This window comes from uncultured Chitinophaga sp. (genome assembly GCF_937874145.1).
Lineage (GTDB): Bacteria > Bacteroidota > Bacteroidia > Chitinophagales > Chitinophagaceae > Chitinophaga.
The window spans coordinates 1-13,751 of record NZ_CALNBI010000165.1 but is presented as its reverse complement, the minus strand read 5'-3'; the positions used below and the strand labels follow the sequence as shown (position 1 = coordinate 13,751).

Genomic DNA, 13,751 nt, shown 5'->3' with positions numbered 1-13,751 from the left:
CGTTGGCCAGGTTAACGGTCAGCTTCGCGCCGCCGCCACCACCACCGCCGCCACCGGGAGGGTTCGAAGGAGCGGGATCATCGCCTTTCCCGCCGCAGGCGGCCAGTCCGCCCGCACAAATAACCGCCAGCGTGGCGCCCATGCCGGATAAAAAATCTCTTCTTTCCATTGTTAAATCTGTTGTTCCGGAAAGGTTACGGCGGGTTGTGCGCAGCGGTTGCCTGCACGAAAAAATTCATGTACAAGTGAATCAGCGGTAAATATCCAGCAGCTCGTTGTAATAAGCCGGCGCATGCACCAGCCTGCTGCCGTACCAGGAAAACATCTCCCCGTCGGCCAGCGCGATCTCCGCGTCCGGCACGAATTCCCGGATTTCGGCGATATGTTTCGTTTTGAAAGGATAGGGCTCGCTGCTGAGGAGGATCAGTTTCACCCCGCTTGCTGCCAGTTGCGGCAGGGTAACGGAAGGGTAACGGGGAAGATCGGCGAATACGTTCCGCAGGCCGCAGCGCCGGAGCATATCGTTGATAAAAGTATCGCCGCCCGCCACCATCCAGGGATCGCGCCAGATGAAATAAGCGGCAGGAACGGCGGGGTAGAGGGGGCGAAGGGAAGCAAACCCTCCGGCAATGCGCCCCGCGATTTCGCCGGCGGCGCGCCGGACATCGAGGATTTCGCCGAGCGCGTAAATCATTTCCTGTGAGCCCTCCAGCGTCTGGATGTCGCTGGTCCAGACGGGGAATTGCTGCGCCAGCGCTTCGATCTGGCTTTTTTCGTTTTCTTCTTTATTGGCGATGATGAGATCGGGCTGAAGTTCCGCGATCTTGTCGATGTGCAATTGCTTGGTGCCGCCTATACGCGTTTTCTCCCGGAACCATTGCTGCGGGTGCACGCAGAATTTCGTGATGCCCACAACATCAACACCCAGGTCATATAACAACTCCGTTTGCGAGGGAACCACCGATACGATTCGCTTCGGAACGCCGTCCAGCGTAATCGTATGCCCGATCTGATCTGTATATTTCATGCCTTAATTCCCCAGCGCCTGGATAATGTCGTATTTGGTCACGATATGATAATTTCCGGAATCGTCCTGCGTGAGCACGGCGCCGTTTTCTTTATTGATGTAGACAGTCAGCTTTTCAATAGGCGTATCCATGGCTACGATTGGAAAGGCTTTCTGCATGATATTGCGTACCGGCTGCTCTTTCAGCTCGGGCTGGTCGATCAGTTTGTTGAACAATCCGCCTTCTGAAATGGCGCCTATCAGCTCGTCCTGCTGCAGCACGGGCAAATGCTCGATGTCGAATTTCTTCATTTTTCCGATGGCGTCGCTCACTTTGTCATCCGGCGAAATCGTTACCAGCGGCAGGTTGCGACGGCCATTCACCACGTCGCGCACGGTTTTTACATCCAGGAACCCGCGTTCCATCATCCATTGGTCATTATAAACTTTCCCCACATACCGCGAACCGTGATCGTGGAATACGACCACCACCACATCATCCGCCTTCAGCCGCGTTTTCAGCTGCAAAAGCCCTGCCACGGCGGAGCCGGCGGAATACCCCACGAAGATCCCTTCTTCTTTCGAAATCCTTCTCGCCATCACCGCGCCGTCTTTATCCGTCACTTTTTCGAAGTGGTCGATCACGCTCATGTCGTAATTCTTCGGCACGAAATCTTCGCCGATGCCTTCAGTGATATATGGATACACTTCGCTCATATCGATTTCACCCGTATCGAAATATTTTTTCAGCAGAGAGCCGTAGCTGTCCACCGCCCATATCTGTACATCGGGATTTTGTTCTTTGAGGTATTTCCCGGTTCCCGTGATCGTGCCGCCGGTGCCGGTGGCCACCACGAGGTGGGTGATCTTGCCTGCCGTCTGTTCCCAGATTTCAGGGCCCGTTTGCTCATAATGCGCGTCGCGGTTGGCGAGGTTGTCGTATTGATTGACGTAAAAACTGTTCGGGATTTCGCGCGCCAGCCGGGCCGACACGCTGTAATAAGACCGCGGGTCTTCCGGCAGCACGTTGGTCGGGCACACGATCACTTCCGCACCAACGGCTTTGAGTATGTCCACTTTTTCCTTCGATTGTTTGTCGGTAGTCGTGAAAATGCATTTATATCCTTTGATGACCGCCGTCAGCGCCAGGCCCATGCCGGTATTGCCCGACGTGCCCTCGATGATGGTGCCGCCGGGTTTGAGGAGCCCTTTCTGCTCGGCTTCTTCCACCATCCGCACGGCCATCCGGTCTTTAATGGAGTTGCCGGGGTTGAAGGATTCGACTTTGGCGAAAACGGGGCAGGGGAGCCCGGCGGTTACGCGGTGTAATTTGACCAATGGAGTATGGCCGATCGTTTCGAGGATATTTTCACAATACTTCATAATCTTGGGTCTTGGGTAACGAATTTAAGGTAAATGCTTGAATGATACTTTATATTTGCTTCCATGAACAACATCTTCATCACCGGAATTGGTACGGGCGTGGGCAAAACCCTGGCATCCGCCTGCGTGGCGGAAGCGCTGGGCGCGCAGTACTGGAAACCGGTGCAGGCGGGGTTGGAAGATGGTACGGATACGGAAACCGTCCGCGCCCTCACGTCGCCGCAGGTAACTGTTCATGACGAGCTGTACCGGCTGCGGATGCCCGCATCGCCCCACCTCGCGGCGCGGGAAGAAGGGATCATCGTGCAGGAGGACCTCATTCTCCATCATGCGCGGCGGTTGCAGCAGCCAGGCAGACCTTTGGTGATCGAAGGCGCCGGCGGACTGATGGTTCCCCTGAACGGCAACTATTTTTTCCTCGACCTGATCCGCGCGCTGGATGCGCAGGTGATCGTGGTGGCGCAAAATTATCTCGGCAGCATCAATCACAGCCTGCTCACGGCCATGGCGCTACGCAGCGCAGGCGTCAACGTAACCGGATGGATTTTCAGCGGCAATCATCATACCAACGAAGACGATGTGGTGGCCTGGAGCCAATATCCCCTCATCACCCGCATCCCGCAGGCGGAACGGGCGGATCCCGGTTTCGTTGCCCTGCAGGCCGAACTGATGCGCCCCAGGTTACAAGAACTTCTCCGCCTATGAGTACTAATTCCGCCAAACAAGCCATCCGTAAAACATACCTGGCCAAAAGAAAAGCCCTTTCGCCCGAAGCATTCCGGCAACTCAACAACGCGCTCCTGGAACAATGCCGCCACCTTGACCTGGGCGATCCCGCATACATACACCTTTTCCTGCCCATCGCGGCCAGGAATGAAGTGGATACCTGGCCACTTGCCGATCAGCTCCGCGAACGCTTCCCGGAAGCAACGCTGGTGCTTTCGCGCTCGTTCATCGCCACCGGCGACATGCAACATTTCGCCTGGACGGCGGGCACCACACTCGCCGAAAACGCCCTGGGCATCCCCGAACCCGAAAACGGAGAACCCGTGCAGCCCGCGCAGCTCGACGTGGTATTCGTACCGCTGCTCGCTTTCGACGCTGCCGGCCACCGCGTAGGATATGGCAAAGGCATGTACGACGGCTTCCTCCGCCAATGCCGGCCAGGTGTGCGAACGGTGGGGCTTAGCCTCTTCGGTCCGCTCGAAGCACCCGTAGCCGACGCCTGGGATGGCGACGTTCCCCTTCATTCCGTGGTAACCCCGGAAAAGGTTTATTACTTTACAGACACAAAAAATGAATAGTCCCGTGTGGCAATATCTTAGTTTTCTCCTCTATCCCTTCGCATTACTGTACGGCCTGGTGCTCTGGGTCCGCAACCGCCTCTACGACGCCGGCATGCTCACTTCCGTAGAATTCAGCGTGCCCACCATCGCCGTGGGCAACCTTTCCGTGGGCGGCACCGGCAAAACGCCGCATGTCGAATACCTCATCCGGCTCCTGCAGGCACGTTACCGCGTGGCCACGCTCAGCCGGGGTTACAACCGCAAAACGAAAGGCTACCAGCTGGCAGGGCCCAAAACCACCGCTGCCGACATTGGCGACGAGCCCATGCAATTCCACCGCAAATTCCCGGAAGTGACCGTTTGCGTCGGGGAAGAGCGCATGCTGGCGGTGCCCCAGCTCATGGGCGACCGGCCCGAAACGGAGGTTATCCTGCTGGACGACGCCTTTCAGCATCGCTCCATCAAACCCGGCCTGAACCTGATGGTGACGGATTACAGCCGCCTTTTCACCCGCGACCACGTGGTGCCGGCAGGGCGCCTGCGTGAGGGGAGGAAGGGATATCACCGGGCGGATGGGATCATCGTGTCGAAATGTCCGGCCGGACTGACGGCCGCCGAAAAAGAAAATATCCGCCGGGAAATCAATCCATTGCCGCATCAGCAATTGTACTTTACCACGCTACAGTACGGCGTTCCGGCTGAAATGCTCACCGGCGAGCCGGTGCTCATCCCGGAGAACGCGAAGGTGCTGGTTGTCTGCGGGATCGCCCGGCCGGAACCGCTGGTACAACATTTGCGGCAAAGACATAATAATGTAAGCCTCCTGTCTTTCCCCGACCACTATTATTACAACCGGAACGACCTGGAAAAAATCCGGCTGGAACTGGATAACCTGGACGGCGAGGGGCCGGCTTACATCATCACTACGGAAAAAGACGCGGTACGGCTGAACCTGCTGCGCGACATCATCGCGAACATGCAGCTGCCTTTTACCGTTATACCGGTGGAAGTGGCTTTCCTTTTCGGGGAATCTGCCGGATTCGACCGTTTTGTGATGGAATACACGGAAAATGCATTGTTGGCGGCCGACGAAACGCCACCCGGTTGGCAAACGCCGCAACCCTAAAATCATGTAAATGACCAAAAAGAAAGAAAAGAAACAGAAGAACAGCAGCCAGAAGAAGACCTATAAAGGTATTGTGGACGTCACCCGCTCAGGGATGGCTTTCGTGGTAGTGGAAGGCCTGTCGAGCGACATCATGGTGAAACAGAAAAACCTCAATTCAGCCCTGGACGGCGACGAAGTACTGGTCGACGTTATCCGCCAGGGTAAAAGCATGGGCAGGATGGAAGGGCACGTGACAGACGTGCTTACCCGTAAGAAGACCGAATTTACCGGCACCATCCAGCTGAGCAAGACATTCGCTTTCCTCGTGCCCGAAAAGGGCGCCTGGCTCCCCGATATCTACATTCCTGAAAATTCCCTGAAAGGCGCCAAAGACGGCGACCGCGCTGTAGTGAAAATCGTGGCCTGGGGCGAAAAGACCCGCAAACCCGTAGGTGAAATCGTCGAAATCCTCGACGCCACCAACGCCAATGATCTGGCCATGAAGGAAATCCTCGTGGAAAGCGGCTTCCCGCTGCAATGGCCCAAAGACGTGCTCGACGAGCTCGCCGCCATGCCGGGAGCGGGCAACCTGAGCGCTAAAGACCGGGAAGGAAGGAAGGATTTCAGCAAAATACTCACGTTTACCATCGACCCGGTGGATGCCCGCGATTTCGACGACGCCATTTCCATCCGCCGGTTGAAGAACGGCATGCTGGAGATCGGGGTGCATATCGCCGACGTAAGCCATTATGTGCAACCGAACACCGCGCTGGACAAGGAAGCCGAGCACCGCGCCACTTCCGTGTACCTGCCGGACAGGGTGTTGCCCATGCTGCCGGAGAAGATCTCGAATGAATTGTGCTCGCTGCGGCCGCATGAAGACCACCTTTGTTTTTCCTGCGTGTTCCAGATGGACGACAAGGCGAAAGTGAAGCAATACTGGATGGGGCGCACGATTATCCATTCGCGCCACCGGTTTACTTACGAAGAAGTGCAGGAGATCATCCAGACCGGCGAGGGGCCTTATTTTGAAGAGGTTTTGTTATTGAATAAATTGTCACAAACGCTGCGGGCAGCGCGCTTCAAGGCGGGCGCCATTAATTTTTCCAGCCAGGAGGTACGTTTCCAGCTGGATGAAAATGCGAAGCCGATCGGCGTCAAGGTGAACCAGAGCGACGAATCGCACCAGCTGATCGAGGAGCTGATGCTGCTGGCAAACCGCACGGTGGCGGAATACGTTTCCAAACAGAAAGCCAATAATCAGCCCATTCCGTTCCCTTACCGGGTCCACGATACGCCGGATGAAGAAAAAATGCACGTTTTTGCCGTATTTGCAGGTAAATTCGGCTATAAATTCGACGCCACGAGCCCCGAAACCATCGCTACATCCTTCAACAAGATGCTGACGCTGGTACAGGGAAAGCCGGAGCAGCATGTGCTCGAAACCCTCGGGATCCGTACCATGGCCAAGGCCGTATACACTTCCGACAATATCGGGCACTACGGGCTGGGGTTCCCGTTTTACTGCCACTTTACCTCGCCCATCCGCCGGTACCCTGACGTGATGGTGCACCGCATCCTGGCGCAGGTACTGGAAGGTGAAGCGAAAATCGACAAGCAGCTCGAAAAACGATGCAAGCACTCCTCCGACATGGAGCGCAAAGCCATGGAAGCCGAAAGGGCGGCCAATAAGTATAAGCAGGTCGAATATATGCAGGACTTCGTCGGGCAAACCTTCGAAGGGATCGTGTCCGGCGTCGCGCATTTCGGGTTCTGGGTGGAAACCGTGTTCGCGAAGTGCGAGGGGCTGGTGAGCGTTCATGGCCTGCGTGAGGACTACAAGCATTCCGAAACCGATTATGCCCTGGTGGGCCTGCGGACCGGCAGGCGCATCCGGATCGGGGATAAGGTGACCATCCGCGTGGTGGGCGCCAGCCTGCCCAAACGGCAGCTCGATTATGAACTGGTGGAAGAAGGCGACGATCTGCCGCCGCTGAAGAAGGGCGGCAGGAGCGAAAGGAGTGAAAGAGCCGACAGAAGGGACGGAAGTAAAAAGACAGGCAAGGCGCCGCAAACTAAATCAAGGAAGAAAAAGAAGTAAGATGCACTCATTCAAAGAATTATCAGCGCAATTCGAACAACAGTTCAGTCAAAGACAATTTCCCGATCACCCGGCCAACCTGTACGATCCCGCGCAGTATATCCTGGGGATCGGGGGGAAGCGCATCCGGCCGGTGCTCTGCCTGCTGGGCAACGAGCTGTTCGCCGACCTGGAGCCCGATGCGTTCCACGCAGCCAATGCGGTGGAGCTGTTCCACAACTTCACGCTCATTCATGACGATATTATGGACAAGGCGCCCCTGCGCAGGGGCATGCCTACCGTCCACACCAAATACAGCGACTCCGCCGCTATTCTTGCGGGGGATGTGATGCTCATCCACAGCTACGAGCACCTGAACAAGATCACCGGCAAATACCGCACGAAAATCGTTTCCGTGTTCAACCGTGCCGCCCGCGAAGTATGCGAAGGGCAGCAGCTGGATATGGATATGGAGCAAACCGCGCCGGAAAACGTGCAGTACGGCGATTACGTGAACATGATCGCCCTGAAAACCTCCGTGCTGCTGGCCGCCAGCCTGCAGATGGGTGGCATTTGCGGAGGCGGTAGCGAAGGCAACCAGCAACACCTCTACGAATTCGGTAAAAACGTCGGAATTGCCTTCCAGATCCAGGACGATTACCTTGACGCCTTCGGCGACCCCGATAAATTCGGCAAGCAGCAGGGCGGCGACATCCTCGTGAATAAAAAGACGTTCCTGCTCCTCAAAGCGCTGGAGCTCTGCAATCCCGCGCAGCGCCAGAAACTGAACGAAATGCTGGCGGGCAACCCGGACGACAAGGTGGCCACCGTGCTCCAGATCTTCCGCGATTGCCGGGTAGACGCCTGGGCGGAGAAGGAAAAAGAGCGCTTTTCGGAGATTGCTTACGAGCACCTGGACGCTATTGCCGTGATCTCGGGCCGCAAGCAGCCTTTGCGCGAACTGGCGGATTTTCTCCTCGTGCGGCAACATTGAGTAAGGATTATTTTTATATTTGGCCGTTATTGACAGTTTTGCTGTCCATAACGGCTTTTTAATATCAACCCTTAAACGCAACAAATGTCTAACTCGCTTTTCAGGAAAAAATCCCTGACCAGCATCCTCAACGAAGCAAAAGCCGGCGATGGCGACGTACACGCTTCAGGCAGCCTGAAGAAAGTACTGACCGTCCGCGACCTCACGCTGATGGGCGTGGCGGCGGTGATCGGGGCGGGGATCTTCTCCACCATCGGTCAGGCAGCTTACAACGGGGGGCCTGCGGTGATTTTCCTGTTTATCCTGACCGCCGTGACCTGTGGCTTTACCGCGCTTTGCTACGCGGAATTTGCTTCCAGGGTGCCCGTGGCCGGGAGCGCCTATACCTACTCCTACGTTACTTTCGGCGAAATGGCCGCCTGGATCATCGGCTGGGCGCTGATTCTGGAATATTCCATCGGCAACATCGTGGTGGCCATTTCCTGGAGCAGTTATTTCAACAACGTCCTGGAAGGCATCGGCATCCACCTGCCTGCCTGGCTCGCTACGGATTACAACACCGCCAAAGCCGCATTCGCAGCCACTCCCGCCAAGGCGGAAGCCTGGAATACCGCGCCGATGCTCGGCAGCTGGCGCGTGATCCTCAATATTCCCGCGTTCCTCATCGTGATCCTGGTGACCATCCTGGCGTATGTAGGCATCCACGAAAGCAAGCGCAGCGCCAACCTCATGGTGGGGCTCAAGATCGTGGTGCTGCTGGCGGTGATCGCCATCGGGGTGTTCCATATCAATACCGAAAACTGGCAGCCGTTCATGCCCGAAGGGTTTAATGGCGTACTGATGGGCGTTTCGGCCGTGTTTTTCGCTTATATCGGCTTCGACGCGATTTCCACCACGGCGGAGGAAAGCGCCAATCCCCAACGCGATATGCCCCGCGCCATGATCTATTCCCTCATCATCTGCACCATCATTTACGTGATTGTCACGCTGGTGATAACGGGCATGGTGCATTACAAGGAATTCCAGCACGTAAGCGATCCACTGGCGTATGTGTTCGATAAGCTGAACATGCGCACCATCGGGTATGTAATCTCCATCAGCGCCGTGATCGCCGCCACCAGCGTGATCCTCGTGTTCCAGATCGGGCAGCCCCGCATCTGGATGAGCATGAGCCGCGACGGACTGCTGCCGAAGAAATTCGCGAAAGTGCATCCCAAATACCACACACCCGCATTTTCCACCATCATAACCGGCGTAATCGTGGCTATCCCGTCGCTGTTCGTGGAAAGCGGTATCGTGACGGACCTCACCAGCATCGGCACCCTGTTTGCCTTCGTGCTCGTGTGCGGTGGCGTGCTGCTGCTCCCGAAAGTGCCGAAAGGAGAGAAGAAGTTCAATCTTCCCTACGTCAACGGCCTGTTCGTGATCCCCATCGTGTTCGGCTTGTTCTCCTGGTTCTTCTGGGACCGCGTCACCGAATCCTTCGCGGGAATCGCCGCCCTGGACCACGACCGCGTGCTGTTCGTGATCTTCTACATCCTGGCCACCCTCATCACCGTGCTCACCATCTGGAAAAGGCTGTCGCTTATCCCCGTAATGGGCATGCTTTGCTGCCTGTACCTCATGATCGAGATCCCGGTCCGCAGCTGGGTGGTGTTTTTTGGCTGGATGGCCGTGGGACTGGCCATTTATTTCATGTATGGCTTCTGGAAAAGCAAATTAGCGGCTAAAAGAGCGTAACACACTGAAAAACAGATACATGCAAGGGCGGCCAGGAATGGCCGCCTTTTTTTGCTGAAAGGAATGGAAACAGCCATGGCAAAGGATTTACATCCAAAGGCATGGAAAATTCGTAACTTCAGGGAAGAGTTCTTTTCACCGCTAAAACTTTCGTTATGAACCTCCTGCAGCGTATTGAACGATGGGGTGACAATCACCATCCCAAATGGGTAGACGGATTGCGGATGCTGTTAGGTTTGTTCCTCATGTGGAAGGGCATCCAGTTCGTCGATAACATCGACCTGCTGAAGGCCCGGATCGCGGAACAGCCTTTCCTTACCGCGTTATCGTTCTGGCTGGCTCACTACATCGTTTTTGCCCACACCGTAGGCGGATTGTTCATTGCACTGGGGCTGCTCACCCGCGTGGGCGTCATCGCCAACCTCCCGGTGCTCATCGGCGCGGTATTTTTCATCAATTCTTCCACCAATCTTTTCAGCGTGTATCCAGAGCTGAGCCTGTCCGTGCTCGTGCTGCTGGGGCTTTTGCTGTTCCTCGTTGAGGGCAGCGGGAAGGTTTCCGTGGATGAATACATGAGGACCCACCCGGAGAAAAGCACCGCCTGATTGCAGTAAGCGCGCCTTTTGTTAATTTTGCCTGCTATGAAATATACAGTAGGCGATAAGATACTTTTGCTCCATTCCAAGGAAGAAGGCACCGTGCTGGATATCATCAACGATAAGATGGTGATGGTGGAAGTCGGCGGTACCAAATTCCCCGTGTACCTCGATCAGATCGATTTCCCCTATTTCCACCGCTTCACCCGGAAACAGGCGCCTTTGCCGCCCAAGCGGACGCCAGGTGAGGAAATCAAGCGGGAAAAGCCCCAGCCGAAGGTCAACAAGCCGGAAAGAGGCGTTTTCCTCACCATGCTACCCGTCTGGAGCCACGACGGCTGGGACGATGTGGTGGACACCCTCAAATTCCACCTGCTCAACGAAACCAACCGCGCCTACACCTATCGCTTCGAGATTTGGCTGAATAACTCGCTGTTCCTCGAACTGAAGCAGGAAATCCCCGCGCAGCAACATATCTACCTGGCCGACCTCAACTTCGACCAGCTTAACGATAAAGCCCGTTTCGAGTTCAAATTCACGCCCAAAGAAGCAGACCTGACCCTGGCCCCCCAGTTCGATAAAACCTGGAAAATAAAGGCGAAACAACTGTTCCAGCAGCTGGAAAAGGTGAGGGAAGAAGGAAAAGCGACGATCGAATATGAGCTCTTCCTCAAATACCCCCAGCGCCAGGAAACCGACTCCTTCGGCTTCACCCCGCAGGAAAAGAAGAAACTCAACACCCTGACCGACGTCCGCCAGCTCAAATCTCCCGAGCGCCTGGACGCGCGCTACGAGATCGATCTCCACATCGAACGGCTGGCCGACAACTGGAAAAGCCTCTCCAACCTGGAAATGCTCGCCATCCAGCTGAACGAATTCCAGCATTACATCGACCTGGCCATCACACAGCGGCTGCACAGCATGATCGTGATCCACGGCGTAGGCTCCGGAAAGCTCCGCGACGAGATCCATGATATCCTCAAAACCATTCCCGAAGTGAAGTTCTTCGTGAATCAGTACCATCCTTTCTACGGATACGGGGCAACAGAGATATTTTTTAAGTAATTTTGCCATTCGTTTTACGACGCCCGGCGCAGTGGTGCTGTCGTTCCCGCTCCGGCGGGGAAGGAAAGTCCGGACAGCGCAGGGCAACGCACCACCTAACGGGTGGGGCGCCCGGAAACGGGCGTACAGAGAGTGCCACAGAGAATAACTGCCACGGAGCGATCCGGGGTGAGGGTGAAAACGTGGGGTAAGAGCCCACGCCGGTTGCGGGCAACCGTTGCCGGGGGTAAACCTTGCGTGCTGAAATGCCATGTATACGGTCGATTGAAGGCGGCCCGCCTGATGACCGAGGGTAGGCAGATACAGGCGCACAGCGATGTGCGTCGCAGATAAATGACAGCGGCGCCTGTTTACAGGCCGCACAGAATCCGGCTTACAAACTCGCCGGGCGACGTAAAAACGAAAAAGGAAGCCGGCAACGTTGTGTGCCGGCTTCCTTTTTTCAAATCAATCCTGATCAATTCAGCGTTAACGTATCGCTGTACGTAACCCTGAAAGTATCAATCGCGTTTTTTACCGGTATGTAAGACGACCGCACCGCCACTTTGGTGCCGGCAGGCGCCTGGTCTATTACAGCCTGGTCCGACCGGGAGTCCACGACAACGGTTTTCAGTTGTTGCCCTGCGTCCAGGTAGGTAAGCGAGGTGCCGGCGCCGAGCGTGGTATCGGTTGTCTCGAAATACAGTGTGTACTGGTCAGGGCCGGTGGAATCATACGGCGTTTCAGCACGCAGCAGCCGGTTTGTCAGCGATGAATTATACAGCGGCCCGTACATCCTCACACCAGAAATGGACTGCCCGATCGAACGGTTGCCTTTTGCATCCGCCGTGTAGAGCGTGAAATTCTGCACATATTCCAGGAGCCCGGAAACGACGGCGCTCACGGTATCGGACGTTTTGCCGCCGCCGGCGGGCATCAGCAGGGAATCGCCCTTGTTGTTCCAGTAAAGTATGTACTGGTGGATGCTGGGATCGGGGCTTGGATTCCACTGGATTTTGACGCGCAGGTTGCCCTGGTAAATTTTAATATTGCTGACGGGGCCGGGATAGGTGATCTCGCGTTCGTCCAGGAGCTCCCGGAAGTTCGAAGCTTCTTTCATACAGCCGCCCAACAGAAAAGCAGCGGCGATGATTGCGGTGATATATGTTTTCATCAGAGATTAGTTTGTGTTACCGTAAATGTAAACTTCCATCGCGTGGGCCATCGTGGCGCCGGACCAGGATTCGGAAACGGCCATCCGGAAGAACCGGGTTTTGGGCGCCGAAAATGGAACGTTGAATTCCATGCCCTGGTTAAAGACTGCGCGGTCGGCCGCGGTGGGCGAGGTGGGGTTGGCGCCCGAGGGAGGGCCGGGCCAGGTGTAATTCCCAAGGTTCACCCAATCACCGATCACCGCGCCTTCTTCCGCAAATACCGGCAAAACCGCGTCCGCCGGGGCGGCCACGTTAGAGCCCCAGATCGAAAACACTTTAGGATTCCCGTGTGCGAACTCATATCCGGACCTGCCGATCAGTTTGAAGCGGCTTAGTTTGGCCGATACGCCCAACCCGATCGTGGCAACGATGGGCAATGGCATCGATTCCTGCACAGTGTGCCACCCGGATCCGTGGTTGCCGTCCCAGAGATTGGTCAATACCCAGCTGAAACCTATCTTTCCGTCGCTGGGCAGCGCGTTGCCGAAGAATTTGTTCTTATCCAGCTGCTCTTCGAACAAGGGGTTGATCGTCCTGTACACCGTATCGGAATTGTTCCCCCACTGATCCGTAATGTACACGGCGAACTGTTTGGGCAGCGTGTCGAACCCGCGGGAAGAGAAACTCACCTGTTCGATATCGCTGAAACGTTGCTCGTAGATGGAGTAGTTGGGTGCGCCGTCCGGCTTGTACAACACGATCGCGCCCACCGGTTTTTTGTTGACGTTGTTCGTTTGAATGTTGACGCCGCCAAAATCGGCGCTGATCTGCAGGCTTTTGGCCACGAGCTTGTACACCGGCGTATCGGGATGCACTTTAACGGTCACCGGGTCGGACTCCACGTTTGCACGGGTAACGGCGGTCAGCGTCACTTCGTATTCCTTCTTTTCCGCAAATCCTTCCACCTTGATGGTATCGCTGTAGTAGCTGGATTTCGTTTGCCTTTTTTTGCCAGTCTCGTCGTTGATGACATAATCCGCTTTTACATACAGCAGGTTTTCCGTTTTCGGCAGGCTGTAGGTGATGAACGAACCGCCTTTGAAATTCGCGACTTTGATATTGGAAACCGCTTCCGGCTTGGTTTTGTCGTTCGACACGGGATCGTTGTAATTAACCGGTTTGGTACAGGAGAAAAGGCACCCTGTTGCCGCGGTCGCCAGTATATAGAGCTTGGGTATTTTTAACATACGTTGCTGATTTGAGTTGATTTGATGGAATGGATTACCAGTAGAGCGTTTGGACCAGGTTAGGATTGTTGGCCATGGCGCCGTCCGACAACGGCCAGAAATAATCCCTTACG

The 13,751-nt window shown here is 55.7% G+C and carries 12 protein-coding genes and 1 other RNA gene; 9 read left to right on the top strand and 4 right to left on the bottom strand.

Features of this window, described 5'->3' with window-relative positions:
* Positions 1 to 250: 250 nt before the first annotated feature.
* Together Q0510_RS07930 and Q0510_RS07925 are read right to left on the bottom strand one after the other, a co-directional pair.
* Positions 251 to 1,027 (bottom strand): helical backbone metal receptor, encoded by a 777-nt coding sequence (locus Q0510_RS07930; RefSeq protein ID WP_298709849.1) that lies wholly within the window; start codon positions 1,025 to 1,027, stop codon positions 251 to 253.
* 3 nt (positions 1,028 to 1,030) lie between these two features.
* Complete coding sequence (locus Q0510_RS07925; protein ID WP_298709848.1) at positions 1,031 to 2,389, bottom strand: pyridoxal-phosphate dependent enzyme; 1,359 nt, start codon at positions 2,387 to 2,389, stop codon at positions 1,031 to 1,033.
* A gap of 63 nt (positions 2,390 to 2,452) precedes the next feature.
* Between Q0510_RS07925 and bioD the strand changes: the two genes are divergently transcribed.
* The 9 genes from bioD (at position 2,453) to rnpB (ending at position 11,650) form a co-directional block, all read left to right on the top strand.
* Positions 2,453 to 3,094 carry a dethiobiotin synthase gene (gene bioD / locus Q0510_RS07920; protein WP_298709847.1) on the top strand — a complete coding sequence of 214 codons (642 nt, stop codon included), beginning with the start codon at positions 2,453 to 2,455 and terminating at the stop codon, positions 3,092 to 3,094.
* Positions 3,091 to 3,693, top strand: a complete 603-nt coding sequence (locus Q0510_RS07915) for a 5-formyltetrahydrofolate cyclo-ligase (protein WP_298709845.1) — start codon at positions 3,091 to 3,093, stop codon at positions 3,691 to 3,693. Before bioD ends, Q0510_RS07915 begins: the two co-directional genes overlap by 4 nt.
* Before the next feature lie 4 nt (positions 3,694 to 3,697).
* On the top strand, positions 3,698 to 4,801 hold the full coding sequence (lpxK, locus tag Q0510_RS07910; protein WP_298709843.1) for a tetraacyldisaccharide 4'-kinase: 1,104 nt from the start codon (positions 3,698 to 3,700) through the stop codon (positions 4,799 to 4,801).
* A 10-nt stretch (positions 4,802 to 4,811) separates the two neighbouring features.
* Positions 4,812 to 6,884 (top strand): ribonuclease R, encoded by a 2,073-nt coding sequence (gene rnr, locus Q0510_RS07905; RefSeq protein ID WP_298709841.1) that lies wholly within the window; start codon positions 4,812 to 4,814, stop codon positions 6,882 to 6,884.
* A gap of 1 nt (position 6,885) precedes the next feature.
* Positions 6,886 to 7,857: a polyprenyl synthetase family protein gene (locus Q0510_RS07900; RefSeq protein WP_298709839.1), complete on the top strand. Its 972-nt coding sequence runs from the start codon at positions 6,886 to 6,888 to the stop codon at positions 7,855 to 7,857.
* An 84-nt stretch (positions 7,858 to 7,941) separates the two neighbouring features.
* Positions 7,942 to 9,597, top strand: a complete 1,656-nt coding sequence (locus Q0510_RS07895; protein ID WP_298709838.1) for an amino acid permease — start codon at positions 7,942 to 7,944, stop codon at positions 9,595 to 9,597.
* A 155-nt stretch (positions 9,598 to 9,752) separates the two neighbouring features.
* Entirely contained in the window at positions 9,753 to 10,202 is a 450-nt protein-coding gene (locus Q0510_RS07890) for a DoxX family protein (RefSeq protein WP_298709837.1), read from the top strand.
* A gap of 36 nt (positions 10,203 to 10,238) precedes the next feature.
* Positions 10,239 to 11,258, top strand: coding sequence for a Smr/MutS family protein (locus tag Q0510_RS07885; protein WP_298709835.1), 1,020 nt, complete (start codon positions 10,239 to 10,241; stop codon positions 11,256 to 11,258).
* A 23-nt stretch (positions 11,259 to 11,281) separates the two neighbouring features.
* Positions 11,282 to 11,650, top strand: an RNA gene (gene rnpB / locus Q0510_RS07880) — RNase P RNA component class A.
* 65 nt (positions 11,651 to 11,715) lie between these two features.
* On the opposite strand, the gene Q0510_RS07875 is transcribed toward rnpB, so the two are convergent.
* Both Q0510_RS07875 and Q0510_RS07870 read right to left on the bottom strand, forming a co-directional pair.
* Positions 11,716 to 12,411: a DUF4998 domain-containing protein gene (locus Q0510_RS07875; protein WP_298709833.1), complete on the bottom strand. Its 696-nt coding sequence runs from the start codon at positions 12,409 to 12,411 to the stop codon at positions 11,716 to 11,718.
* A gap of 6 nt (positions 12,412 to 12,417) precedes the next feature.
* The gene (locus Q0510_RS07870) at positions 12,418 to 13,638 is read right to left on the bottom strand and encodes a DUF4959 domain-containing protein (protein WP_298709832.1); all 1,221 of its coding nucleotides are present in this window, start codon (positions 13,636 to 13,638) and stop codon (positions 12,418 to 12,420) included.
* Positions 13,639 to 13,751 lie beyond the last annotated feature (113 nt).

Excerpts from the sequence above, each read along its gene's own strand:
- Q0510_RS07885 (WP_298709835.1), top strand. The coding sequence starts at position 10,239 with ATGAAATATACAGTAGGCGATAAGATACTTTTGCTCCATTCCAAGGAA.
- Q0510_RS07875 (WP_298709833.1), bottom strand. The coding sequence starts at position 12,411 with ATGAAAACATATATCACCGCAATCATCGCCGCTGCTTTTCTGTTGGGC.
- Q0510_RS07895 (WP_298709838.1), top strand. The coding sequence starts at position 7,942 with ATGTCTAACTCGCTTTTCAGGAAAAAATCCCTGACCAGCATCCTCAAC.
- bioD (WP_298709847.1), top strand. The coding sequence starts at position 2,453 with ATGAACAACATCTTCATCACCGGAATTGGTACGGGCGTGGGCAAAACC.
- Q0510_RS07890 (WP_298709837.1), top strand. The coding sequence starts at position 9,753 with ATGAACCTCCTGCAGCGTATTGAACGATGGGGTGACAATCACCATCCC.
- Q0510_RS07915 (WP_298709845.1), top strand. The coding sequence starts at position 3,091 with ATGAGTACTAATTCCGCCAAACAAGCCATCCGTAAAACATACCTGGCC.
- Q0510_RS07930 (WP_298709849.1), bottom strand. The coding sequence starts at position 1,027 with ATGAAATATACAGATCAGATCGGGCATACGATTACGCTGGACGGCGTT.
- Q0510_RS07900 (WP_298709839.1), top strand. The coding sequence starts at position 6,886 with ATGCACTCATTCAAAGAATTATCAGCGCAATTCGAACAACAGTTCAGT.
- Q0510_RS07925 (WP_298709848.1), bottom strand. The coding sequence starts at position 2,389 with ATGAAGTATTGTGAAAATATCCTCGAAACGATCGGCCATACTCCATTG.
- Q0510_RS07870 (WP_298709832.1), bottom strand. The coding sequence starts at position 13,638 with ATGTTAAAAATACCCAAGCTCTATATACTGGCGACCGCGGCAACAGGG.
- rnr (WP_298709841.1), top strand. The coding sequence starts at position 4,812 with ATGACCAAAAAGAAAGAAAAGAAACAGAAGAACAGCAGCCAGAAGAAG.